This window comes from Dermabacter sp. HSID17554, from assembly GCF_003989295.1.
Taxonomy (GTDB): domain Bacteria; phylum Actinomycetota; class Actinomycetes; order Actinomycetales; family Dermabacteraceae; genus Dermabacter; species Dermabacter vaginalis.
The window spans coordinates 1-607 of the sequence record NZ_RBLW01000020.1; the positions used below are offsets into that span (position 1 = coordinate 1).

Sequence of the window (607 nt, forward strand, 5' to 3'; positions counted from 1 at the left end):
CCCTATGAAGTCGGAGTCGCTAGTAATCGCAGATCAGCAATGCTGCGGTGAATACGTTCCCGGGCCTTGTACACACCGCCCGTCAAGTCACGAAAGTCGGTAACACCCGAAGCCGATGGCCCAAGCTCTTTGCGGGGAGTCGTCGAAGGTGGGATCGGTGATTGGGACTAAGTCGTAACAAGGTAGCCGTACCGGAAGGTGCGGCTGGATCACCTCCTTTCTAAGGAGTTTACTTTTGCCCTGCACCGCCACGTTTGTGGTGGTGTGCGTGTTCTGTGCCGAGTGTGTGCAGCGCGTTTGGGCTGGGTGGAACATCAATAAAAGACGTGTTGCCTTTGTGCTGGTGCTGAGTACGCCCTGCTTTCGTGTGGGGTTGGAATGGTGCTGGTGTGGGGCGGCGTGTTGTGGGCACACTATTGGGGTGTGAGACTGCATGTGTGGTCTTTTCCCCCTTGGGGCTGCTGGCTTTGTGGTTGGTGGTTTCGGGTGTGGGGGTGTTGTTTGTCAACTGCATAGTGGACGCGAGCATCTTGTAAGCAATTTTTTGTTACAGATAGTTCAATGATTTTTTGGTCTATGTGTTCATTTTCGAGTGTTTCTAAGTTAC

At 53.0% G+C, this 607-nt stretch carries 1 rRNA gene; it reads left to right on the forward strand.

Annotated elements, in window-relative coordinates:
* Positions 1–220, forward strand: a 16S ribosomal RNA gene (locus D8M36_RS10025); the annotation flags it as partial.
* Positions 221–607: the final 387 nt, after the last annotated feature.